At 30.2% G+C, this 25,012-nt stretch carries 19 protein-coding genes; 7 read left to right on the forward strand and 12 right to left on the reverse strand.

Going from position 1 to position 25,012, the window contains the following annotated elements; all coding sequences use genetic code 11:
* Nucleotides 1–2 precede the first annotated feature (2 nt).
* Complete coding sequence (locus tag G507_RS0104990; protein WP_026716455.1) at nucleotides 3–353, forward strand: potassium channel family protein; 351 nt, start codon at nucleotides 3–5, stop codon at nucleotides 351–353.
* Here the strand turns inward: G507_RS0104990 and G507_RS0104995 are convergent.
* The 7 genes from G507_RS0104995 to glyA all read right to left on the reverse strand — a co-directional run bounded on the left by G507_RS0104995 (nucleotide 347) and on the right by glyA (nucleotide 11,694).
* On the reverse strand, nucleotides 347–2,569 hold the full coding sequence (locus tag G507_RS0104995; protein ID WP_026716456.1) for a multicopper oxidase family protein: 2,223 nt from the start codon (nucleotides 2,567–2,569) through the stop codon (nucleotides 347–349). The genes G507_RS0104990 and G507_RS0104995 overlap by 7 nt on opposite strands.
* A gap of 4 nt (nucleotides 2,570–2,573) precedes the next feature.
* Nucleotides 2,574–5,093, reverse strand: coding sequence for a heavy metal translocating P-type ATPase (locus tag G507_RS0105000; RefSeq protein WP_026716457.1), 2,520 nt, complete (start codon nucleotides 5,091–5,093; stop codon nucleotides 2,574–2,576).
* A gap of 1 nt (nucleotide 5,094) precedes the next feature.
* Nucleotides 5,095–5,571: a DUF305 domain-containing protein gene (locus G507_RS0105005; RefSeq protein ID WP_026716458.1), complete on the reverse strand. Its 477-nt coding sequence runs from the start codon at nucleotides 5,569–5,571 to the stop codon at nucleotides 5,095–5,097.
* 108 nt (nucleotides 5,572–5,679) lie between these two features.
* Nucleotides 5,680–6,543 (reverse strand): DUF3347 domain-containing protein, encoded by an 864-nt coding sequence (locus tag G507_RS0105010; protein WP_026716459.1) that lies wholly within the window; start codon nucleotides 6,541–6,543, stop codon nucleotides 5,680–5,682.
* Between the two features lie 94 nt (nucleotides 6,544–6,637).
* Nucleotides 6,638–7,012 carry a hypothetical protein gene (locus G507_RS0105015; RefSeq protein WP_157496494.1) on the reverse strand — a complete coding sequence of 125 codons (375 nt, stop codon included), beginning with the start codon at nucleotides 7,010–7,012 and terminating at the stop codon, nucleotides 6,638–6,640.
* Between the two features lie 68 nt (nucleotides 7,013–7,080).
* The gene (locus G507_RS0105020) at nucleotides 7,081–10,245 is read right to left on the reverse strand and encodes a cytochrome c biogenesis protein (RefSeq protein ID WP_026716461.1); all 3,165 of its coding nucleotides are present in this window, start codon (nucleotides 10,243–10,245) and stop codon (nucleotides 7,081–7,083) included.
* A gap of 174 nt (nucleotides 10,246–10,419) precedes the next feature.
* Entirely contained in the window at nucleotides 10,420–11,694 is a 1,275-nt protein-coding gene (gene glyA, locus G507_RS0105025) for a serine hydroxymethyltransferase (protein ID WP_026716462.1), read from the reverse strand.
* A gap of 112 nt (nucleotides 11,695–11,806) precedes the next feature.
* Between glyA and fahA the strand changes: the two genes are divergently transcribed.
* On the forward strand, nucleotides 11,807–13,090 hold the full coding sequence (fahA, locus tag G507_RS0105030) for a fumarylacetoacetase (protein WP_026716463.1): 1,284 nt from the start codon (nucleotides 11,807–11,809) through the stop codon (nucleotides 13,088–13,090).
* 209 nt (nucleotides 13,091–13,299) lie between these two features.
* Nucleotides 13,300–14,481 (forward strand): hypothetical protein, encoded by a 1,182-nt coding sequence (locus G507_RS0105035; RefSeq protein WP_026716464.1) that lies wholly within the window; start codon nucleotides 13,300–13,302, stop codon nucleotides 14,479–14,481.
* A 55-nt stretch (nucleotides 14,482–14,536) separates the two neighbouring features.
* Here the strand turns inward: G507_RS0105035 and G507_RS17280 are convergent, their stop codons facing one another.
* Together G507_RS17280 and ytxJ are read right to left on the reverse strand one after the other, a co-directional pair.
* Nucleotides 14,537–16,459 carry a BspA family leucine-rich repeat surface protein gene (locus G507_RS17280; protein ID WP_051191499.1) on the reverse strand — a complete coding sequence of 641 codons (1,923 nt, stop codon included), beginning with the start codon at nucleotides 16,457–16,459 and terminating at the stop codon, nucleotides 14,537–14,539.
* A 120-nt stretch (nucleotides 16,460–16,579) separates the two neighbouring features.
* The gene (ytxJ, locus tag G507_RS0105045; RefSeq protein ID WP_026716465.1) at nucleotides 16,580–16,978 is read right to left on the reverse strand and encodes a bacillithiol system redox-active protein YtxJ; all 399 of its coding nucleotides are present in this window, start codon (nucleotides 16,976–16,978) and stop codon (nucleotides 16,580–16,582) included.
* A gap of 172 nt (nucleotides 16,979–17,150) precedes the next feature.
* Between ytxJ and clpB the strand changes: the two genes are divergently transcribed.
* From clpB to G507_RS16460, 3 genes are all read left to right on the forward strand, one after another.
* The gene (clpB, locus tag G507_RS0105050; RefSeq protein WP_026716466.1) at nucleotides 17,151–19,739 is read left to right on the forward strand and encodes an ATP-dependent chaperone ClpB; all 2,589 of its coding nucleotides are present in this window, start codon (nucleotides 17,151–17,153) and stop codon (nucleotides 19,737–19,739) included.
* A 287-nt stretch (nucleotides 19,740–20,026) separates the two neighbouring features.
* A complete protein-coding gene (locus G507_RS0105055) occupies nucleotides 20,027–21,127 on the forward strand; it encodes a DUF3667 domain-containing protein (RefSeq protein ID WP_026716467.1) in 1,101 nt (366 codons plus the stop codon).
* A 108-nt stretch (nucleotides 21,128–21,235) separates the two neighbouring features.
* Nucleotides 21,236–22,405, forward strand: coding sequence for a sensor histidine kinase (locus G507_RS16460; protein ID WP_084518935.1), 1,170 nt, complete (start codon nucleotides 21,236–21,238; stop codon nucleotides 22,403–22,405).
* Between the two features lie 123 nt (nucleotides 22,406–22,528).
* Here the strand turns inward: G507_RS16460 and G507_RS16465 are convergent, their stop codons facing one another.
* Complete coding sequence (locus G507_RS16465) at nucleotides 22,529–23,116, reverse strand: fasciclin domain-containing protein (RefSeq protein WP_026716468.1); 588 nt, start codon at nucleotides 23,114–23,116, stop codon at nucleotides 22,529–22,531.
* 269 nt (nucleotides 23,117–23,385) lie between these two features.
* Complete coding sequence (locus G507_RS0105070; protein WP_026716469.1) at nucleotides 23,386–23,703, reverse strand: HPF/RaiA family ribosome-associated protein; 318 nt, start codon at nucleotides 23,701–23,703, stop codon at nucleotides 23,386–23,388.
* 164 nt (nucleotides 23,704–23,867) lie between these two features.
* Here G507_RS0105070 and G507_RS0105075 point away from each other — a divergent pair, with 164 nt between their 5' ends.
* Nucleotides 23,868–24,284 carry a hypothetical protein gene (locus G507_RS0105075; RefSeq protein ID WP_026716470.1) on the forward strand — a complete coding sequence of 139 codons (417 nt, stop codon included), beginning with the start codon at nucleotides 23,868–23,870 and terminating at the stop codon, nucleotides 24,282–24,284.
* Nucleotides 24,285–24,558: 274 nt separating this feature from the next.
* On the opposite strand, the gene G507_RS0105080 is transcribed toward G507_RS0105075, so the two are convergent.
* Nucleotides 24,559–24,948: a YMGG-like glycine zipper-containing protein gene (locus tag G507_RS0105080; protein WP_026716471.1), complete on the reverse strand. Its 390-nt coding sequence runs from the start codon at nucleotides 24,946–24,948 to the stop codon at nucleotides 24,559–24,561.
* Between the last annotated feature and the right edge of the window lie 64 nt (nucleotides 24,949–25,012).

Consider the following 25,012-nt stretch of genomic DNA (forward strand, 5'->3'; position numbering starts at 1 on the left):
TTATGTTTTTCATAAGAACTTTAATATCATTTATCAAAGATGATGAGTATAGGGATTTACTTATTACAACTATCCTTATTATTATAACAGGAACTTTAGTATACCATTATCTTGAAGGTTGGTCTTATATAGATTCTCTATATTTTTCGGTTGTAACACTAACTACCATTGGATTTGGTGATTTTGCTCCCAAAACAGATGAAGGAAAGTTATTTACTATTCTTTATATTGTAGCAGGAATTGGAATGATTTTGAGCTTTATAAACACCGTACAACATCACTATACTTATATGAAACATAAAGAAAGAAGAGAAATTCTTAAAAATAAAGGGTTAACAAAGAAGAATCAATAATTGACATTAATACCAAAACCTAATCCCATATCACTGTCATAATGGGTTGTTATTCCCATGTTTTTACCAATTATATATTTTAAACCTACCATATATTCTTTGTCTGTATTTACCATAAAAGCCATTCGTAATCGTTTTGAAAGAGGAATATCTTCACGCATAAGTTGCAGTCTTACATTTCCATCATGATAAGCTTCAGCTTGAAATATAACTAACATAGGTAATGTATAAGCAAAACCTAAACTTGCTTGAATACGTTTGTCTTTTGTACTTTTTTGTCCAAATAAATTTTCTTCTATTTCTCCATGGTCTAATTTTCTATAACGAGCATCAAAACCGATAAAAGGCATAAACCATTGATTTCTTCCAATATACCTACCAATGTGTGTTTCTGATTCATAACCATGATCATCATGATATCCCAAACGCCATTCAGTACCAAAACTCCATCGTGTATTTTGTAACATAGCTTTACCATCATTTCCATTGGTTGCAAAATCATTTTCTGCCATTAAATGAAACTGATTGCTTTCTGCTTGTAATTTTTTATAAGCTTCTGCTTTATTAGGTAGATATGGGTTTGGTTTTGAATCTTCATAACTAAAAACACGATTCATTCCAGCCATCATGTGATACAAAATATGACAATGAAAAAACCAATCACCATCAGCATTAGCTTCAAATTCAATTACATCCATTTCCATTGGCATAATGTCTAGTACATTTTTTAATGGTGCAAATTCTCCTTGTCCATTCAGAACTCTAAAATCGTGACCGTGTAAGTGCATTGGATGACGCATCATGGAATTATTGTATAAAGTAATGCGAACATTTTCTCCTTTCTTAATCAAAATTTTGTCGGTTTCAGAAAGTACCACATTATCCATACTCCAAACATAACGGTTCATGTTTCCTGTTAATTCAAAACGAAGCTCACGAACTGGTGCATCTTTTGGTAAAGTTGTTTTTGTTGGTGATTTTAGCATCGAATAATTCAAAGTCACAATATCTGATTTTGTTGAAGACATTGAGTGTTTAGAATGATCCATGTCTTTATCCTCATCCATTTTCATTGCACTTCCGGAAATTTCAGGATACATAACCGTATTCATGTCTATTTTTTGTAAACTCATGTCCATTCCCATATCGTCCATAGTTCCGTCCATATTCATCATGTTGTTCATCATCTTCATGCCTTCAAAATACTTTAATTTTGGCATTGGAGTAGTCAATTGTTTGATTCCTTCACCAATATAAATTGAAGTTGATTTAGTTCTATCTTCTGGAGTTGCCAAAAATTCATAAGAAGTATTCTCTGCTGGAATCGTTACAATTACATCATAGGTTTCTGAAACTCCAATGATTAAACGGTCAACTTCAACAGGTTCTACATCGTTTCCATCATTAGCAACAACTGTCATTTTCCCTCCTGCATATTTTAACCAAAAATAAGAAGATGCTCCACCATTTGAAATTCGCAATCGAACTTTATCTCCAGCTTTAAATTGGGAAAGTTGACTTTCATTCTGTCCATTTATTAAAAACTTATCATAATAAACATCACTAACATCCATAGCTAACATACGTTTCCATTCATTAGTTAATTTTGTTTTAAAATGTCCTGCTTTTAGTGCTTCCGCATAACTTTGAGTAGTTCCTTTTTTTATGGCAAACCAGTCTGAAGCGTTATGCAACATTCTATGAACATTTTCTGGTTTGTAATCGGTCCATTCACTCAAAATAATAGGAACTTGTGGTACATCATCGATTCCTTTTCGAAACGCTGGGTCAACAACTTTTTTCTTTAGAATTAATGAACCGTACATTCCGATTTGCTCTTGCAAACCGCTGTGACTATGATACCAATGTGTTCCTGATTGAATAATTGGAAAACGATACACATGTTCTGTTCCGGGTTCGATTGGCATTTGAGTTAAATATGGAACTCCGTCTTCTTTATTAGGCAAGTACAATCCATGCCAATGTAAAGAAGTTCCTTCATCCAAATGATTATACACATGAATTTCGGCAATATCACCTTCTGTGAATGTCAAAGTCGGCATTGGAATTTGACCGTTGACTGCAATCGCTCTTTTTTCTTTACCTGAAAAATTTACGATGGAATCTCTAACATGTAAATCATATCGCACGACATTTTGACTAAAAATTGTGGTCGATATTAATAGTGTAACTAGTAAATAATATATTTTATTCATTCTTTTAAATTTTTATAGTTCGCAATCGCAAGGCATTTGCAATTACTGAAACGGAACTAAAACTCATGGCTAAAGCTGCAATCATTGGAGAAAGTAACAATCCAAAAACTGGAAACAATACTCCTGCAGCAATTGGAATTCCAATAGAATTGTAAATGAATGCGAAAAACAGATTTTGTTTGATGTTTTTCATTACTGCATGACTTAAATTTTTTGCTTTTACAATTCCTTGTAAATCTCCTTTTACAAGAGTGATTTTTGCACTTTCAATGGCAACATCAGTTCCTGTTCCCATGGCAATTCCTATATCAGATTGAGCTAATGCTGGAGCATCATTTATACCATCACCAGCCATAGCTACAATTTTTCCTTGAGCTTGAAGTTTTTTTATGTATTCTAATTTGTCTTGTGGCAAACAACTTGCTTTAAAATTCGTAAGATTTAATTCAGAAGCAACGGCTTTGGCTGTATTTTCATTATCACCCGTTAACATGATAACTTCTACATCTTGACGCTTTAATTCTTGAATAGCTTCAAAACTTGTCTTTTTAATAGCATCAGTAATCGTGATATAACCTACTACTCTATTATCAATAGCAATATAGGAAACCGTTTTACCCAATTTTTGTTCCGAAATTACCTCTTGCTCAATACTTGAAATATCAATTTTTTCTTGTTCTAATAATTTCTTATTTCCTAAACTTATTTTCTCCTTTCCAATGAAGCCAACAACTCCTTTTCCGGTAACGGATTCAAAGTTCTCTACTTTAGAAAAAGAAACCTCTTTTGATTTAGCAAAGTTCACAACCGCTGTAGCCAAAGGATGTTCACTATTTTGATTTAAAGAAGCTATTTTTCCTAAAACTTCTTTTTCATCTTCATTTTTTACTACAATTTTCTCTACTGATGGTTTTCCTTCTGTTAATGTTCCTGTTTTATCTGTGATTAACACATCAATCTTGTCCATTTTTTCAATGGCTTCCGCGTTTTTGATTAAGACTCCTAATTTGGCTCCTTTACCTACTCCAACCATAACTGACATTGGAGTTGCTAAACCTAATGCACAAGGACAAGCAATGATTAGAACAGCAATAGCATTTACAAATCCGTAAACCAATTTAGGTTCTGGTCCAAATACCCACCAAGCAAAAAAGGTAATAACAGAAACAAGAACAACAATGGGTACAAAGTATTTAGCTACTTTATCCACTAAATTCTGAATAGGTGCTCTTGAACGACTAGCCTCACTAACCATTTGAACGATTTGTGATAATAGTGTTTCTGAACCTACTTTTTCAGCAATCATTAAAAAGGATTGGGTTCCATTTATAGTTCCAGAACTTACTTCATCATCTACTTTTTTATCAACAGGAATTGGTTCACCCGAAATCATGGATTCATCGATGGTACTATTTCCTTCTTTAATTTTCCCATCAACAGGCACTTTTTCACCAGGTTTTACTCGAAGTATATCTCCTTTTTTAATATCATGTATGGAAATTACTTTCTCTTGTCCATCAACCACTAAAGTTGCTTCCGTTGGTGCTAATTTCAATAATTCTTTGATTGCTCCACTGGTTCTGCTGTGTGCTTTTGCTTCTAACAATTGACCTAATAAAACCAACGTTAATACTACAGCTGTTGCTTCAAAATACAAATGAACCGTTCCGCTTTCAGTTTTAAATTGTTCTGGAAATATACTTGGAAAAAGCATTCCGAAAATACTAAATACAAAAGCAACTCCTGTTCCAATTCCGATTAAGGTGAACATGTTTAAATTCCAATTAATTATGGATTTCCAAGCTCGTTGAAAAAACATCCAACAAGCATAAAAAACAACTGGAATAGTTAATAGAAATTGAATCCAATTCCATTTTTCTAAATCCATCAATTGATATAAAGGATTATTTGGAATCATATCAGACATAGAAATAATAAAAACTGGAATACTGAAAAGCATCGCAATTTTCATTTTATGCCAAAGCTTATCATATGTTTTATCTTCTTCGGAATCAGTTGGTTCCATGGGTACTAAGTCCATTCCACAAATAGGGCAACTTCCTGGTTCATCTCGAATTATTTCAGGGTGCATTGGACAAGTATATTGAGTTGAAATATTATGAGTTGGTTCTTTTACCAAATCCATTCCACAAACAGGACAATCACCAGCTTTGTCATAGACTTTGTCGCCTTCGCAATGCATCGGGCAATAGTATTTTCCAGCTTTATTTTGGTACTTATGGCCTTCGTGTTTGTGTTCTTTTTTCTCAGTTGAACAACAACTGGTTTTTGGTAGTATCTCTGTTGAAGTATTTGGTATTGAAATTTGATATTTACTATCTTTTCCACCTAAAGCATTTTGTAGATCATCAAGTTCAACATGTTTTGACATTTCAATTATAGCTTCACTTTTTTCTTTAGAAACTTCAACTTTTGTTATGTTTTTAACTTTAGACAAATCCGTTTGAACTTTATTTTCACAACCTGAACAAGTCATTCCGTTGATAGTATATTTATGTGTCATTTTATTTGTTTTCTAAACGATTGATCATTTCTTTCATTTGTTTGATTTCCTTTTCTTGAGCATTGATAATATCATCAGCTAATTTCTGAACTTCAGCATCTTTAAAATCAGCATTACTACTTGTCATAATTGCTGAAGAATGGTGTGGAATCATAGCTTTCATCCATTGTACATCACTAATTGGAGTTTGTGTTCGCAATAAATAAAGCGTTCCAAAAAATGTAAAAGCAGCAAAAGCAATAATTCCTAAATTAATTTTACGACTAGGATACATTTTCCACATAAATAACAACATACTAATTGCCATGGTAGCTATCATTAAAGTTGTCATATAAACACGAGTTAAACTGTTTAGGACATGATCGAATTCAGCAACATTTAAAAACATTACCAAATACATAATGACAAAAGATACAGCCATTATTAATACAAATTTTGGATATGGGTTTTGATTCTTATTAGTGTGATTTGTTTCCATATTGATTCTGTTTTTGTAGTTGATTAAATATAAAAAAAGTAAATAAAAACTAGTTTAAAGATTAAATGAGATTGTTATATAATTCACATAACAATCTCATAATGAAATCTATTTGATAGTTTCAACCACTTTTCCACAGCTTAGCATCTTAGAACCGTAGTAAGGGTTTTTAACTTCATTTTCTTTACTCAACCAATTAGCACCTTTTCCATCATTTGCCATTGGACAATGTTGAAAATAAACTGTTGTTTCGGCTTTAGAAACTTTAATTAATTTATAGATATTTTCAGAAAGTGTATCAAATGCATCTCTTTGTTTTTTAATATCATTACTTTGAGAAATTTTAGTTGCATCTTCTTTTAAATCTTTCATGACTTTCATCCAAACCATGTGAACATCCATTTCTAAATCACCCATTTTAACTACATCTAATAAAGTCAATAATTCCTTAGCTTTTGCAGATGCTTCTTTACCATCTGTTTCTACTAATGCATCTTTCACTGCAAAATAGTTTTCATAAATTGTTTCTAATTGACTTATATTTTGTGTTTCAGTAGATTTCATTTCATCATGATTTGCTTTCATCTTTTCTTCCATATTAGCTTTCATTTGCTTTTTCACTGGAGTTTTAGCCTCTCTTTCATATTGGCAACAACCGGGAAGCTTATTGTATGCAGCATCAGGAGCTAAAAAAAAATCACTATCATAACCTGATAAAGCTATTCTCTTTAATATATCATCTTTATTAGTTGCCTTTTTATCAAAAGTTATGGTTGCCATTTTTGTTTCTTTATCCCAATCAACTGAAGAAATATTTTTGAGATTTCCTGATTTTTCAATTGTTTTTTCGCACATGCCACAGTTTCCATAAATTTTAACTTCTTGTGTTGAAGCGTTCTTAATTTGCGCATAACTTGATGTGAATGACACTAACATAACAGTCAGCATCAATATGTTTTTTATTGATTTCATTTTGTGATTTTTTTAAATTATTTTAAATAAACTATTCGCTCATTAGTTATAAATCCAATGAGAATAAGCCATAAGGTTGGCTATACAAAAACATTTAGCTTATTTTAGGAGGACACCAAATACTAAAATAGTGTGTAGGAATATTTTTTTCTAAATAGAAAAAATTTACTTTTTTAGAAACAATTCTTTCTATTGAAGAGTTAATTCTAAATGAAAGGAAAGGCATTATACTTGAAAATCCTGGTGCAAAACTACAATTTGTATTATTACAACTGCCATCACATGATTTCTTTTTAGAATTGTTTTTTTTACAACAAGACTTTTCAGCTTGATTATTTTCTTGTTGAGAATCTTTAGTTAATCCACAACAAGCTTTATTAGTTGTAGTTTGATTTGAAGAATTACATCCATAAAAATCTACTGGTTTTAATAAAAAACCGAAAAATAGAATAAAAAGTATGTAATTCATTTTAATCATATAAGTCAAATTTACAAAAAAAGACTTAGCTAATGAATTTTTTAAGAAATCTTTAATACTTATTTCCTATAGAACTTTCGATATTTAGCTAAGGCAAAAAATGCAATTACTAATACTCCTGCTAAAATATAAAAATAATATGTCACGTTTTGTTTTTCTCCTGAAGCATATGAATGCATTCCACTTAAATGGAAATTGACACCAAAATAAGTCATTAAGATTGATGCAAAAGCTAAAACACTCATAAAGTTATAAACCCATAATCCTCTTAAAGCAGGCACAAATCTAGCATGAATCACAAAAGCATAAATCATAATACTAATTAAAGCCCAGGTTTCTTTTGGATCCCATCCCCAATATCTTCCCCAACTTTCGTTTGCCCATTGGCCACCAAGAAAGTTTCCAATAGTCAACATTACTAATCCAACGGTTAAAGCTAATTCGTTGATATAAGTAATTTCCTGAATACTTAATTTCATTCGTTCTTTGTTCTTCTCTGTTGTGAAAATCATTAAGAATAAAGCAACTAATCCAAGCATCATAGCTAAAGTAAAAGGTCCATAACTAGCTACAATTACAGCCACATGAATCATTAACCAATATGAATTTAAAACAGGCTGTAGGTTTCCAATGGATGGATCCATCCAATTCCAATGTGCTACCATCAGAATCATTGAAACCACAAATGCTGTTGAAGCAACGGTTAATTTAGATTTTATATCAAAAGTCAATCCAAAAAACATGGTCGCCCAAGCTACATAAATCATACTTTCGTATGCATCACTCCATGGTGCATGGCCTGAAATATACCAACGAATAATCAATCCAATTGTATGTAAAACAAAAAACAACCCTATTAAAACATGAAATCCATTTATGGTATAATTTAGCCATTTTTTGGACTTAAACATTCCAATTATGGTAAACATCAACATTAAAATTCCTGCTAACATATACCAATAATGCAACTTTTTAAAGATATCATATTTATTATAGAGTATTTCTGATTCAATTTTTTTGTCAGATAACATGACTTTTGCACCATATAATTTTTGATACTTACTTAAACCGATTAAAAGACTATTAGGTAAAGTATAATCGTTAGTTTGCGATGATTTATTTATGGAATTTAAATAGAAAGGCAATACATTTTTTATAGTATCTAAAGCAGTACTTGTTGGTTTATCGATTTCTAAATAGGAAACCCATTTATTATTAACATCATTTGGAATAGGAAATACTTTTAAGATTTGACCCCCTATTGCTGAATATAACAGGTTTACTTTTTTGTCGATATCTAAAAAATCTTTTTCAAATTGATTGGGAATAGCATTTGTATTTGCTTTTTCAAGTTGAGGAACTAATTTATAATTTCCTTTCTCATCAAAAAAGTTAATTAATGCTGCATATTGGGCATCTTTATCAATTCCTGCAATTTTTCTAATGCTATCATTTCCTCTTTTTAAATAAATAATCGGAACTTGATACCAATATTCAGGAAACTGTGTCATAGAAAGTAATACTTGATCAGAATTCATACCTTCATAAGTATCATTTTTTGAAACTTTACGAAGCAATTCAGATGAAAAAGTATTGATAGGTTTCATTCTTCCACCTGCATCTTGAATCACAATTTTTCCAAATTCACTTGCTTGTTCTTTAGAAACATTATATTTTTTTAAAAACTCTAATGTTTTTGTAACATCTGGTTGTGTTGTATTACTTGTATTCTCATTGTGATCATGTTGAGAGAATCCTATAAACGAAAACAATAAAAATCCAATAGTAAGCAATTTAGATTTCTTTAATTTGATGTTTTCTAATTTGCGTTTTACATCTGCAAAACGTGTGTTTTTGTCAAATAAAATTGCCATTAGACCAAAATACAATAAGAAATAACCAATATAAGTAATCCAAGTTCCCCAAAAATCGTGATTTACTGATAAGTTGGTTCCTTTTTCGTCAGGATCAAATCCGGCTTGAAAAAATCTATGACCGTCATAATCTAATATATTATTCATATAAACACTGTCTTTAATTACTTTATTTTCGCGTTTATCTTTAATTTCTAATATACTTTTAAAAGCCGAATAACTCTTTTCTGTTCCTGGATATTTGTCAGCAACAAAAGCATCTAACTTAATAGAAAATGGTAATTCGTATACTTTACTTCCATAAAATAAAGTAAAATCTAAATCTCCTACTTTTACATTTTGAGGAACTCCTTGTTTGCCTTTTGAACCCACTAAAGTAACTTGTTCTTCTTTTCCTTGAGCTTTAATTGTAACCGTTAAAGCATCATCAGATGATTTGTCTTTGTAATCATTATTTGATTTGTTTGCCAAATTTCCTTTGATAGCTGGTTCTGGTAATACAAACTGACTTCCACCAAGATTATATAATGAACGAAGCATTAAAGGTTGAACAGAATCCTTTGTCACTGCACCCTGAAACTTATCAGCCATTCGCATAAAATCTCCTTCAAAAGGAGCTTGAATTGTATAGGCATCATCCACTTTAGTCAAATTTATAGCCCCATCAGTAAATTTATTGAATGCAAAAAGTATGTTATGAATATTTTGAACTTCTCCTTCTTTTAGATAATGTTCGTGTCGAGAACCTGAACTAGATTCGACTAATTTGATATAGAATTGTCCTTTTTCATCGGCTACAAAGGTTTCTAAAGTATTCATAACGAAATCTTTATATTCTATTTCAAAAGGAACTCCACTAAAATTATCACTTATAGAAAAATTATTATTAGCAAAAATTGAATTAATGGGAGTCAACAAAACATCTTTAGAAAATGTTTTTCGCTTCATTTCTCCTTTGTAATCACCATCAACAAATGCAGTTATATACGTTTTGTCAGAATAAAATACTGAAGAAGTTTCTCCTTCTCTAATGGGCATCATTCCTTCATAACTAATATATCTTGTTACAAAAGCACCTATTAAAATTAAAATAAAAGATAAATGAAGCGTCAATGTTGCCCATTTTTCTTTTTTATATAATTGATAACGCTTAATGTTTCCAATAAAATTAATGACAAAAAACACCATTATAGTAGAAAACCACCAAGAATTGTAGATGATTTTTCTAGCAACATCCGTGTTGTATGCATCTTCTATAAATGTTCCAGCTGCCATTGAAGCGGCAAAAGCAATAAATAAAAAGGCCATTAATCGAGTAGAAAAAAGTATTGAAAATATAGATTTGTTCATAACGAGAAGTATTCAGTAAAAAAGATATTTTTTATTCGTCTGCAAAGATAATTAATTGAAAAAAGATTCAGCTGTTAAAATTGGTTTATTAATAGAGTTTTAAGACTTGTGCATAAAAAAATCACTTTAATTCATAAAAAAACTAAAGTGACTTTTTTTTTGTAGTTTAAAATACTAAAAAACAAACATCGCTCTTTCTCCCATTAATTGGTTTACTTCATCTGCAACTTGCTCAATAATATCTTCATCTGTATGATTTGTTAATACTTTATCAATTAAAGCAACAATCGTCTCCATGTCACTTTCGACCATACCTCGCGTTGTAATTGCTGGTGTTCCAACGCGAATACCTGAAGTTACAAATGGTGATTTATCATCAAACGGAACCATATTTTTGTTTACTGTAATTTCAGCTTTTACTAATGCATTTTCTGCTTCTTTTCCTGTAATATTTTTATTTCTTAAATCGATTAACATCATGTGGTTATCTGTTCCACCTGAAATAATATCATAATCTCTTTTAACAAATGCTTCTGCCATTGCTTTAGCATTTTTTTGCACTTGCATTGAGTATCTAAAGAACTCATCTGTTAAAGCTTCTCCAAAGGCAACCGCTTTGGCTGCAATAATATGCATCAAAGGTCCACCTTGATTTCCTGGAAAAACAGCCATATCTAAAAGATGACTCATCATTCTAATTTCTCCTTTTGGTGTTTTTAAACCCCAAGGATTTTCAAAATCTTTACCCATCATAATCATTCCGCCTCTTGGTCCACGTAATGTTTTATGGGTTGTTGTTGTAATTATATGACAATGAGGAACAGGATCGTTTAGTAAACCTTTTGCAATTAAACCAGAAGGGTGAGAAATATCAGCTAATAATAATGCTCCAACAGAATCCGCAATTTCTCTAAATCTTGCAAAATCCATATCTCTTGAATAAGCAGAAGCACCAGCAATTATCATTTTTGGTTGCTCTTTTGTAGCTATTTCTTGAATTTTATCATAGTTTAAAATTCCAGTTTCTTTTTCAACACCGTAAAAAACAGGGTCGTATAATCTTCCTGAAAAGTTAACTGGTGAACCGTGTGTTAAATGTCCTCCGTGAGATAAATCAAAACCTAATATTTTATCTCCTGGTTTTAGACAAGCAAAAAATACAGCAGTATTCGCTTGAGAACCACTATGCGGTTGCACGTTTGCGTATTCTGCTCCAAACAAAGCTTTAGCTCTATCAATAGCAATTTGTTCAACTATATCTACTACTTCACAACCACCATAATAACGCTTACCAGGATAACCTTCAGCATATTTATTAGTAAGTACAGAACCAGCAGCTTCCATCACTTGGTCACTGACAAAGTTTTCTGAAGCAATTAATTCAATTCCGTGTATTTGTCTGTCTTGTTCTTCTAGAATAAGGTCAAAAATTTGTTCGTCGCGTTGCATTGGGTTGAATTTTCGTTAAAGTTTCTTCAAAATTACAAAATTCGTTTGTTAAATTAATAGTAAAGTTTATATTTGGTTAATAATTTTTCAACAACAAATCAACAATATACTTATGCCAAATAATGCAAACGACCCAAATAGAAAATCTTGGATTGAAGTTCCTAAAAATAGCGACTTCCCTATTCAAAATATTCCTTTTGGAGTTTTTATTACAAAAGAAGATGTAATTACTATAGGAACCCGAATTGGAGATTGTGCCATTGATATGGGTGCCCTTCAACAATTAGGTTACTTTAATGGTATCGACTTAACAGACGATATGTTTATGCAAGATACGCTGAACGATTTTATTTCAGATGGAAAAAAAACATGGAGGCTTGTTAGAAATAGATTAGCTGAAATTTTTGACGAAAACAATTCATCGCTAAGAGACAACAAAAAACAAAGAGATGTCGTTATTTTTAAAATGGATGATATAGAAATGCAATTACCAGTTCAAATTGGTGATTATACGGATTTTTATAGTTCAAAAGAACATGCAACTAACGTTGGAAAGATGTTCCGTGATCCTGAAAACGCTTTGTTGCCAAACTGGTTACATATCCCCGTAGGGTATCATGGAAGAAGTTCCACAATTGTACCAAGTGGAAAAAATATTAGAAGACCAAATGGTCAAACTATGCCAGCAGATGCAACAGGACCAGTTTTTGGTCCATCTAAGTTAGTAGATTTTGAGTTAGAAATGGCTTTTATTACTACAGATGCAAATGTTTTAGGAGAACCTGTTCCAATTGATGAAGCTGAAGACTATATCTTCGGAATGGTTTTATTTAATGATTGGAGTGCAAGAGATATTCAAAAATGGGAATATGTACCATTAGGTCCTTTCCTAGCTAAAAACTTTGCTTCAACGATTTCTCCTTGGATTGTAACTATGGATGCTTTAGAACCCTTTAAAACTGAAAGTTGTGAGCAATCTCCAGCTCCAATGAAATATCTTCAACAAAAAGACAAACATACATTTGATATAAATCTTGAAGTTTCTTTACAACCTGAAAATAGTTCTGAAACTGTTATTAGCAAATCTAACTTTAAATATATGTATTGGACAATGGCTCAACAATTGGCACATCATACGGTGAATGGTTGTAGAGTAAATTCGGGTGATATGATGGGTTCTGGAACAATTTCTGGACCAACACCTGATAGTTTTGGTTCTATGTTAGAATTATCTTGGGGCGGAAAAAATCCAATTAAGTTAAATGATGGTTCTGAACGTAAATTTATCAATGATAATGATACAGTAATTATGAGAGGTTATTGCCAAAATAAGGAAGTAAGAATCGGTTTTGGGGAATGTGTTGGAAAAATATTACCAGCTTTTGAAATAAAATAAAAATAAATTAATTCAATTAAAGTGCTATTCTTAAAAGAATGGCATTTTTTTTGGATAGACTATATAAATAGCCCTGATGGAAACGGTATCCTTTTTTGATTGTTTTGACAAAAACTATAAAAAAAGATATAGTGAACAGCAGGAAATAGCTACTAAAATTAATTTAGGATAAATACAAAAATATAATATATTTGCTAAAACCTCTACTTATGAAAAAAATTACTTTACTAGCATTAACATTATTACTAATTGCCTGTGGATCTGGAAATATTGAAAAATTAATTAGCAACGGAAATTATGATACAGCAATCAATAAAGCCATATCTAAATTAAGTAAAAATAAAGACGCTAAAGGAAAACAAGATTATGTCTATTTGTTACAAGAAGTGTATGCAAAGGCAAATGATCGCGATTTAACTCAAATTGATAGACTAGTTAAAGAAGCTAGTGCGTCAAATTTCGAAAAAGTATATAACTTATATTTAGGGTTGCAATCTAGACAAGATAAAGTTAATCAAATATTACCTCTAAAATTAATTAAAGAAGGAAGAAATGCAACTTTTAATAGAACTGATTATACAGATGATATCATTTCAAGTAAAAATGGTTTATCAAGTTATTTGTATGCAAATTCTATAAAATTATTAGAATCTAAAAATAAAATAGATTTTCGTCAAGCTTATGATGATTTGATATATTTAGATAAGTTGAATCCTAACTTTAAAGATGTTCGAAAAAAAATAGATGAAGCCCAATTTAAAGGAACCGATTTTGTTCACGTTTATACAAAAAATGAAACAAATATGGTAATTCCTGTTCGTTTACAAGATGATTTATTGAATTTTGGGACTTATGGCTTGAATGATAAATGGACCGTCTATCACAATAATAAACAAAAAAATATTACATATGATTTTGGCATGTTAGTAAACTTTCGTCAAATAAATATTTCTCCAGAACAAATTAAAGAGAAAGAATTTATCAAGGAAAAACAAATTAAAGATGGAACAAAAACACTTTTAGATAATAACGGAAACGTAGTAAAAGACAGTTTAGGCAATCCCATAAAAGTAGATAATTTTAAAACTGTTAAAGTCAATATTTACGAATTTAGACAATTCAAATCAGTACAAGTAACTGCAAAAGTGGATTATGTTGATTATAGAAACAATCAGTTAATTGAGTCTTTTCCTTTAGCAAGCGAATTTGTATTTGAAAACATTTATTCAACTTTTAATGGCGATAAACGAGCTTGTGAAACCGATTATTATCACTTCTTTGACCAAAGAGCTGTTCAATTTCCAAGCAACGAACAAATGGTTTTTGATTCTGGCGAAGACTTAAAAGCTAAATTGAAAGATATTATTAGTCGAAATAGATTTAGGAAATAATAAATAATAAACGCTTTCAGTATCTGAAAGCGTTTATTATTTATTTATTATAGAACTAATTATTGAAAAGTTTTTTTAATTCACTATTTCCATTAATCATTGTTGTTCTTATTAATAAAATCATCCCGTTAAATGAATTATCAATACTATATTCGGTATTATTAATTAACCTATTTACAAACAATAATCTACCCGACAAATCATAAATCTCTATAGTATCTATTTCGATATCAGAACTTAAAAACTCAATTGTATTATTTTTTGTTATGACAACAGAAAACTTATTTTTAAAAAAGTCTAGAGAAGATAAAACACAAGTTGAATCAAGTCCACCATCAGTAATAGTCCAATTATTAGTACTAATTATATTTTGTTTTGCAAGAGCTCCATTACAATACTTGCTATTTCCAGCGCTAAAAATTACATCTGGTTTTAAAGTGAGTGAATTCCATCCTATTAACAATGAATCATAATTAGTGGTAGAAAGTGTGACACCAGCAAGCATTGATGCCATATTAACTACGTTACTAACATTCCATGAACCAATATTTTGATTGAATTGTGAAGCGGAAAGAAACATACTACTCATGTTTGTAACATTAGAAGTATTCCATAAACCAATATTTTGATTAAAAATATTTGCTAATCTAAACATAGAAGACATGTTTGTAACATTTCCTACATTCCAATTTGCAATATTCTGATTAAAAGATGTAGCAGATTGAAACATACTATTCATTAATGTTACATTAGAGGTATTCCATGAACCAATATTCTGATTAAAAGATGTTGCCGAATTAAACATTGAAGTCATATTTATAACATTACCAACATTCCAAGAACCTATATTTTGATTAAATGGTGATGATAGGAACATACTACTCATGTTTGTAACATTAGCAGTATTCCAAGAACCAATATTCTGATTAAAAGAACTTGCAGTATTAAACATGGAAGACATATTTGTAACATTAACAGTATTCCATGAACCAATATTTTGATTAAAAGAAGTCGCTAAACGGAACATTGTAGACATATTTGTAACATTTGAAGTATTCCATGAACCAATATCTTGATTAAAGGATATTGCAGAAAGAAACATATTACTCATGTTTATAACTTCACCTGTATTCCAAGAACCAATATTCTGATTGAATAAAGTTGCTGATTGAAACATGCTATTCATCGTTTTAACATTGGAAGTATTCCATGAACTAATATTTTGATCAAATAATGTTGCAGATTGAAACATTCCATTCATAAATGTAACATTAGAAGTATTCCATGAACTAATATCTTGATTAAAAGAGCTAGCCAAAAGAAACATAGAAGACATATTTATAACATTACCTGTATTCCAAGAACCTATATTTTGATTGAATGATGTTGCTGATTGGAACATACTACTCATATTTGTAACATTAGATGTATTCCATGAACTTATATCTTGATTAAATAATAAGGCTGAAAGAAACATACTACTCATATTTGTAACTGTACTAGTATTCCAAGAACCAATATCTTGATTTAAAGAAAAGGCATTTCTAAACATTCCAGACATGTTAGTAACTAGACTTAAGTCTGGTGTATCCGCAGCATTCACAATCAAATTAGAGCAACCATAAAAAGCATTTAACATTGAAGTCCATTGAACACTACCCCATTGCTCCACTGATAGTATTTTTTGTCTATCCCCAGAATTATTAAAGTAAATTCTTGGGAAATTTCCAGAAATTGCTATTGTATACGTTCCTGGTGCAGAATAAGAATGAGTTATATTACCAGTGACTGCCATATCATCAAAAACACCATCATTTTCCCAATCCACATTATAACTATAACCCAATCCAATTGTGGGAATAGTAACTTCATTTGAAGCAGAAACACCTAAGTTGTCTGTTTTCCAAGTAGTTATAAAATTTTGAGCTGTAAGAACAGAAGAGGCTAAAATAAAAACTAGTAGTAGTTTTGTTTTCATAAAATGAATCATTAAATTATGACAAATATATTAAGAAAACTAATATCTTTTTATTTTTTTAACTTAATTAATTTTTAAAAATCAAAACAAACTTAAAATATTAATGATAAACATATTATACTATAAAAACTGCTTCAAATCATGAGCATCTATTCCATCATGAGTGGAAGTAAAAACAGCTTTACCATTTCTAACTACAATAATCTGTGGAGATTGATGTTGCACATTATAACGATGAGCCATTTCATTTGAAATATCTCTATGATTTAATAAATCCAATAAATACCAATCAATTTTATTTTCATCATAATTAAATTCAGCATCAAATCTTTTTAAAGCAAAACGACTAATACTACAACGTGTACTGTGTTTAAAAAGTACCACCGGTTTTGTTTGTGAAATTGCATCCACTTCATCCAATAATTTTACATCATCTAAAGTATAAAACTTCGGTTCTACTTTATTTTCATTCTTTTCTTCTGGAGCGCTTCCTCCGAATATTTTATCTAAAAATCCCATTTTTGTCGTTATTTAAGACATTTTGACCGCTCAACATGATAATTATCAGTTAAAATCAGTCATTTTGTCGCTACCTTTGTTAAGGTACATTTATTGAATTGTACATTGCAAATATAAAACAAATTAGCTTATTCATTTGTAAGTAATCTAACAGATTAAAAAATAAAAATATATGAACTTAAATAATTTAACCATTAAATCGCAAGAAGCTTTGCAACAAGCTCAGCAAATTGCACAGAGTCTAGGCCATCAACAAATAGAAAATGAACACATTTTTAAAGGTTTATTAGAAGTTGATGAAAATGTTACACCATTTATTTTAAAAAAACTAAATGTAAATGTTGACCTTTTCAAAAAAGTATTAGACAGTACATTACAAAGTTTTCCAAAAGTAACAGGTGGCGAAATTCAATTGTCTCGTGATGCATCTTATATGCTAAACGAAGCCATTGCTATTGCTAAAAAAATGAAAGATGAATATGTTTCCATCGAACATTTAATAGTAGCTATTTTCAAATCAAAAAGTAAAGTTGCTCAAATTTTAAAAGACCAAGGTGTGACTGAAAAAGGGTTAGAAAGTGCTATTGCCGAATTAAGAAAAGGAGAACGAGTTACCTCAGCTTCTGCTGAAGAAACGTATAATGCCTTAAATAAATATGCAAAAAACTTAAACGAATTAGCCAAAAGCGGAAAACTAGATCCAGTAATTGGTCGTGATGAAGAAATTCGTAGAGTATTACAAATCTTAACAAGAAGAACTAAAAACAACCCAATGTTAGTGGGTGAACCTGGTGTTGGTAAAACAGCTATTGCAGAAGGTTTAGCACACAGAATTGTAGATGGTGATGTGCCTGAAAATCTAAAAGATAAAATCGTTTTTTCTTTAGATATGGGTGCTTTAATCGCTGGTGCAAAATTCAAAGGAGAATTTGAAGAACGTTTAAAAGCCGTAGTTAAAGAAGTAACTTCTGCTGAAGGTGATATTGTCTTATTTATTGATGAAATTCACACTTTAGTAGGTGCTGGTGGCGGTGAAGGTGCAATGGATGCAGCCAATATTCTAAAACCTGCTTTAGCGCGTGGAGAACTTCGTGCCATTGGCGCAACTACTTTAGATGAATATCAAAAATATTTTGAAAAAGACAAAGCCTTAGAAAGACGTTTCCAAAAAATAATTGTGGACGAACCTGATACTGAAAGTGCCATTTCAATTTTACGTGGAATCAAAGAAAAATACGAAACGCATCATAAAGTCCGAATTCAAGATGATGCAATTATTGCAGCTGTCGAATTATCACAACGATACATCACCAATCGTTTTCTTCCTGATAAAGCAATTGACTTAATGGATGAAGCAGCTTCTAAATTGCGTATGGAAATCAATTCAAAACCAGAAGAATTAGATGTTTTGGATAGAAAAATTATGCAGTTGGAAATCGAAATTGAAGCCATAAAAAGAGAAAATGACGAAACAAAACTAAAAGGACTTGGTTTAGATTTAGCCAACTTAAAGGAAGAACGCAACGAAATGTACAGCAGATGGAAAGCTGAAAAAGACGTTGTAGATAACATTCAAAGTGTAAAACAAGATATTGAAGATTTAAAACAAGAAGCTGAACAAGCCGAACGAAATGGTGATTACGGAAAAGTAGCCGAAATTCGTTACGGAAAAATCAAAGAAGCTCAAGAAAATCTAGATGCTTTACAAGTTCAATTAGCCGAAAATCAATCCGAAAACTCCTTAATAAAAGAAGAAGTTACTCGTGAAGATATTGCGGAAGTTGTAGCCAAATGGACTGGTATTCCAGTAATGAAAATGCTTCAAGGTGAACGAGAAAAACTATTGAATTTAGAAAACGAATTACACAAACGTGTTGTTGGTCAACAAGAAGCTATTGTAGCAGTTAGTGATGCGGTTCGAAGAAGTCGTGCTGGTTTACAAGACATGAAAAAACCAATTGGTTCGTTCTTATTCTTAGGAACAACTGGTGTCGGAAAAACCGAGTTAGCCAAAGCTTTAGCTGAATATTTATTCGATGATGAAAGTGCTTTAACGCGAATTGACATGAGTGAATACCAAGAACGCCATAGTGTGAGTCGTTTAGTGGGTGCACCTCCAGGATATGTAGGCTATGATGAAGGAGGACAATTGACAGAAGCTGTTCGAAGAAAACCTTATTCTGTGATTTTGTTAGACGAAATTGAAAAAGCACATCCAGATACCTTTAATATCTTATTGCAATTATTAGATGAAGGTCGTTTAACGGATAACAAAGGAAGAACTGCCGATTTTAAAAATACAATTATCATCATGACTTCTAATATGGGAAGCGATATTATCCAAGAGAAATTTGATAATTTAAAAGGCAGTATTGAAGCAGCAACAGAATCTGCAAAAGTTGAAGTTCTTGGTTTATTAAAACAAACTGTTCGACCTGAATTTATAAACCGTATTGATGAAATTGTATTGTTCACACCTTTAACTAATGCAAATATTAGAGAAATTGTCGGCATTCAGTTAAAAGGAGTAACTAAAATGTTAGCTCATCAACAAATAACTCTTGATGCTACACCAGAAGCTATAGATTACTTAGCTGAAAAAGGATTTGATCCACAATATGGAGCAAGACCAGTTAAAAGAGTTATTCAAAGAGAAGTTTTAAATGAATTATCTAAAGATATTTTATCCGGAAAAATTACAACTGATAGTATAATATTATTAGATGCTTTCGACGGTCAATTAGTTTTTAGAAATAAATAAATTATTTTTCAGAATAAGTATGTAGTATTAATATGATATCGATTTTGCTTACATAATTTAACTAAAAAACACCCTGCATTTAAATTGAATGCAGGGTGTTTTATTTTATCTGTATAGTTCATATAAATTAACTTAAATTTATTTTCTAGACTACATAATTTTTTTAATAGGGAAACAAAGAATTAAGTATTTTAAAACTATAAATAAGATAAGGTTTAATCATACTTTATGAACTCAGTTTATTAGTCTACTTTTACTTAAAACAATAAACACTGTAAATTAAGATCATGGCTATAAAACCGACACGGCAAGATAAGATTTGTCAAAATTGTGATAGTGAAGTACATGAGCGTTTTTGTCCCAAATGCGGACAAGAAAATATTGAAACACGAAAAAGCTTTAGGCATATTTTTAGTCATTTTCTGAAAGATTTTACCCATTATGATAACAAATTTTGGAAAACAATCTTTTATTTGTTTTTCAAACCAGCTGCCTTATCTAAAGCTTATATTTCTGGCAAACGGTTGCGTTATTTAGACCCTTTTCGTCTCTATATTTTTATCAGTTTTATCACTTTCATTTCTTTATCCTTGTTTGCTAAATCAAGCACAAAAAACGAGAATAAACAGCAAGTAACACTACTAAAAGAAAATAATATTCCTTCTATTGATTCCCTACATATTCAAGAAAAAGGTATTAATGGGTTAACCAAAATTGGGCTAATTACACAGAAAAATAATGATACGATCATGAAGATTATAAAAGAGTCTGATGTGACATATCCAAAAGAAATTCACTCTAAAGAGAATAACGATAAAGGTCTTTTTAAACTAGGCTATAAAAATTTAGCAGAATTAGATTCACTTCAAAAGAATGGTTCAGAAAACTTACAAGAGAACACAACTAAATATTGGTTTCTAAAGAAATGGCTCAGTGTTGAAGAAGAACGAACAGAAAAAGAGATTTTTACGGATTTTAAATTATCATTCAGTAAGAATTTCCCTAAAGTACTATTCTTATATCTACCCGTTTTTGCTTTTATTTTATATCTTTTTCATGATAAAAAGCGCTGGTTTTATTTTGACCATGGCATCTTTACTTTGCATTATTTTTCTTTTTTACTTTTGATGGCATTAGTGCTTTTCTTTATTGATAAACTAAAACCCCTGGCAGAAATCTATCCAAATATTGGATGGCTACATTTTGGCTTAAAGGTTTTGGGGTTTGTTTATATGTTTTATTACTTTTTTCCAGCCCATCGCCTCTTTTATGGTGATAAATTTTTTCTTTCATTTTTTAAGAGTAGTTTAGTTTATATCATCAATATCATTTTATTTAGCATTTTGATGATTGCGTTTAGTTTATATACTTTTTTAAATTTACACTAAAAAATAAAACATATCATTACTTGCAGTATCTTTAACGACTTTAAAAAAAAATAATTCATTTCTATTCAAGTATTTTTTCTCAGATTGAAAAACAAATAAAACTATGTTATGAATTTAATTATTGCAAATAAAAAACTAGCCATTCAACTTCTTGAAAAGGAAAAACGTGCTGCTGAATTGTTACTTAATAGTAAAGAACTCGCTTTTCAACTTAGTGAAAAAGAAAAACGTGCTTCAGAATTGTTAATTGCTAATATAGAACTTGCTTATCAAAATCAAGAAAAAGAAAACCGTGCTTCAGAATTGTTGATTGCTAATATTGAACTTGCCTATCAAAATCAAGAAAAAGAAAAACGTGCGGCTGAATTGGTTATTGCAAATAAAGAGTTGGCATATCAAAATCAAGAAAAAGAAAATCGTGCAGCTGAATTATTGATTGCTAATATTGAGCTAGCCTATCAAAACAAAGAAAAGGAAAAACGTGCAGCTGAATTAATTGTAGCCAATAAAGAATTAGAATTTCAAAACAAAGAAAAAGAAAAGCGTGCCGCAGAATTATTAACAGCAAATAAAGAATTAGAGGCGTTTACGTTTATATCAAGCCACGACTTGCAAGAACCTTTGAGAAAAATACAAACTTTTTCAAGTAGAATTCTATCTGAGGAAAAGGATAATTTGTCACTAAAAGGAATGTTCTATTTTGAACGTTTACAACTTTCGGCATTACATATGCAAACTCTTATTAATGATTTAATTGCATATTCTCGAACAATTAAAACTGAAATGAATTACGAAAACAGCGAACTTAGCAAGATTGTTGGTGAGGTAATGATTACACTTGATAATGAGTTAAAAAAAAAGAAAGCTACTATTGAGCTACAGCAAACTTGTGAACTTAAGGTTATCAAATCTCAGTTTAATCAATTATTACAAAATCTTATTAGTAACGCTATTAAATTCTGCAAACCAGATGTTAATCCACACATTATAATCAAAGGTTCTTTTGTAAAGTATAATGCGTTAACTGCAAATGAATTTATTTTAAAAGAAGATTATTATCATATCAGTGTTAGTGATAACGGTATTGGGTTTGATCCTCAATTTAAATATAGAATTTTCGAAGTTTTTCAGCGCTTAAATGAAAAGAGTGATTATGAAGGAACAGGAATTGGATTAACTATTGTAAGAAAAATTATAGATAATCATAATGGAATCATCACAGCAAATAGTGAAATTGATAAAGGTACTCAATTTGATATTTACATTCCCGCCAATTAATAATAAGACTAACTCATTCCTTAAAAAACTAACTTTAAGAGTGATTTCTTCAAAACATAAAAAAAGCCGCCCAATTGTGGGCAGCTTCTTAAGAATAATAATTAACCAAATTACTAATTCAAATTATTTTGGCATTACAACTGTATCAATTGCGTGAATAACTCCATTTGAAGCAGCAACGTCGGCCATTGCAACAGTAGAACTATTTCCGTTTGCATCAGTCAAGACTACTTTACCATCTTTTAAGCTTAAATCAATTTTACCACCTTGTACAGTAGTTACAGTAAATTTACCGTTGTTTTTGTTAATTGCATCAATTACAGCTGCAGCTTCAAATTTACCTGCAACAACGTGATACGTTAAAACGCTTTTCAATTTTTCTACATTTTCTGGTTTTAATAAGTTATCAACTGTTCCAGCTGGTAATTTACTAAAAGCTTCGTTTGTTGGAGCAAATACTGTAAATGGTCCTTCACTACTTAATGTTTCAACTAATCCAGCTGCTTTTACTGCTGCTACTAAAGTTGAGAAATTTTCGTTTCCGACTGCTACATCAACAATTGTTGTTGGTTGAACCATTTCTGCTTCTTCAATCACTACTTCTGTTGAGTCAGTTGCAACAACTTCTTCTTCTGTTTTTTTTCCGTCTCCACATGAAGTCATTACTAATGCTGCAAATGAAAACATGCTAATTTTTTTTACTAAATTCATCTTTTTTTGTGTTTTAAGTTATAAATGTTAAGCAAATATAAATATTTTTTTGTTTAACTTTATTAAAAAAATGTTAAACAATTATTATATTATTTTTCTTGACAGGAAAAATTAAACATTTAAAACAAAAAAACCAATAAACTATAACCTTTCATTAAGCTTTAAAGCGAAAATCTTTTCTATATTTTAGTGGTTTAAAATTATTTTTAATTTCTAAAATCAAACTAATTTTTTTTCGAAAGAATCAGTTAAAATCTTGACTAAAAAAATTAATGATTTTCTCTCATTTTTTCATGAGCAGAACTTAAGACTCTTTTAACTTTACCAATAGCGTTATGAAATGCTTTTTCTATAGTATCTGCATGATCTGTAACTGCAATAGGCTCTTTTTTAGCTATTCTAACTTCAATAAGACATCGTTTATCATTTTTACCAAACTTTTCGCTATTTTCATCTCCAAAATGTACTTCTACTCGAGTTATTAAATTATCAAAACGTTCTAATTCATTACTCACTTCGTTTGAAAAAAAGTTAGTTAATCTTTCACTGTTTTCAATGTGGTTGTCTGTGTTAATTTGTATTTGCATATATTTTTATTGTTTTTTATTAATTCTTAAAATTAAGGTTATTTGAAGACTTTTCAAAAAACTTTAGGATAAGTTTAGTATTCTTTGAAAAATATTTTTTGGTATAAAATTCCTTAACCATAACATAATATTTTTTGATATATTCGCTTTTTTTAAATCATCGTATGAAAAAAAAATTATTAATAATTGTATTTCTTTTTATTACAACTTTCAATTTTGCTCAAAGCATCACAAACGAATTTATAACTGGAACTTGGAAAGTATCTGAAGTTCTTCCGTCAGAGATGGCTAATCATGATAAAACTAGAGATCTTTATAATGGCTTTGCTAATGGAACTTTTGTTTTCAACGAAAATGGTAGCTTTAAATTTTCAACAACCAAATCTTCTAAATTAATGTCAATGATGGTTGGAATGTTTAAAAACACCAATTGGAAGTTAATTTCATTAAAAAATCAAATAAAAGTTGGAACACCTAAAGATAATTATTCAATTTTAGGCATTCAAGTAGGATCAAAAGAAGGTAAAGTTGTTTTTATTTTGTTAGAAAGTGATATATATTTACTTGTAGAGAAGCAATAAAAAAAATAAGTGACTATTTAGTAAATAAGATGAAAAATCTATTTTATTTTCAAAAATAAAATATACTAAATTTTAAAAAGTAAAAAGACAATTATTTAACTTCATGTACATAATTTCACGCTATTAAAGAATATCTTTTCATTATAAAAATCTTTGTAAAACATCTTTAAATTACTATAAAAACAAAACCCCTTTAGCTTGCACTGAAGGGGTTTTTAGTAAATTACTTTTTATTAAAAATAATCTTAACTAACCAACCTTAAATATATGTTTTTTATTCTTTCTTACCATCTATTATAGCTCCTGTACCAGCACCAACTCCTGCTCCTGCTAAACCACCAATAATAGCTCCAGTACCTTTTTTCTTGCTAACAATTGCTCCAGTTACAGCTCCAACTCCAGCTCCAATAACGGCTCCTTTAGCTGCTCCACTCCATTTTTTCTTTGCTGGAGTCGCAGCAGTTTGATTTACAATAACAACCTCTTTTTGTTGTGCTTGTTGTATAACCATCACGTTATTCATAGAGTCAATTACTCTTTGTTTTGCATATTCAATTTTTAGTGAATCTATAGTGGCTTCTTTAGCAAAATCCGCATCTGACTTATCTGTATTTTTACACGATATAAAAGCCAATCCTACAAGCAATAAACTTATCTTTTTCATAATGTTATATTTAATTAGTAATAACACTACAAACATACAATCACATGTTCTATTACATTTTATA

This window comes from Flavobacterium gelidilacus DSM 15343 (assembly GCF_000422685.1).
Lineage (GTDB): Bacteria > Bacteroidota > Bacteroidia > Flavobacteriales > Flavobacteriaceae > Flavobacterium > Flavobacterium gelidilacus.